The organism is Komagataeibacter melaceti, assembly GCF_003403295.1.
GTDB lineage: Bacteria > Pseudomonadota > Alphaproteobacteria > Acetobacterales > Acetobacteraceae > Komagataeibacter > Komagataeibacter melaceti.
Genome location: NZ_QUWV01000080.1, coordinates 1 through 588 on the forward strand (window position 1 = coordinate 1; position 588 = coordinate 588).

General features: G+C 65.3%; 1 protein-coding gene. It reads left to right on the plus strand.

What is annotated here, in order from left to right; genetic code table 11:
- The coding region (locus DY926_RS09940; protein ID WP_274541801.1) for a 1-deoxy-D-xylulose-5-phosphate synthase N-terminal domain-containing protein at positions 1–588 on the plus strand (588 nt) is incomplete at both ends.

The window sequence follows — 588 nt, forward strand, 5'->3', positions numbered from 1 at the left end:
TGTCCTCGCGCAAGTTCCTTGGCCTGCGTGAACTGGCGGGCAAGATGGCCAAGCGCCTGCCCGGCCGCCTGGAACGCACGGCGAAGAAAGCGGACGAATACGCGCGCGGCATCATGACCGGCGGCACGCTGTTCGAGGAGCTGGGCTTCTATTATGTCGGCCCCGTTGACGGCCATGACATGAACCAGCTCGTCCACATCCTGCGCAACCTGCGCGACGCCGAGGATGTCGGCCCCGTGCTGGTCCATGTCATTACCGAAAAGGGCCGTGGCTACACGCCCGCCGAATCGGCTGGTGACAAATATCACGCGGTGTCCAAGTTCAACGTCGTGACCGGCGAGCAGAAGAAAGGCCCGCCGGGCCCGCCGAGCTACACCTCGGTCTTCAGCCGCGAACTGGTCCGTCAGGCCGCGACGGACAACCGCATCGTCACCATCACCGCCGCCATGCCCTCGGGCACGGGGCTGGACAAGTTCGCCAAGGCCTATCCCGACCGCTTTTTCGATGTCGGCATTGCCGAGCAGCACGCCGTCACCTTCGCCGCCGGCATGGCGACGGAAGGGCTGCGCCCGTTCTGCGCCATCTACT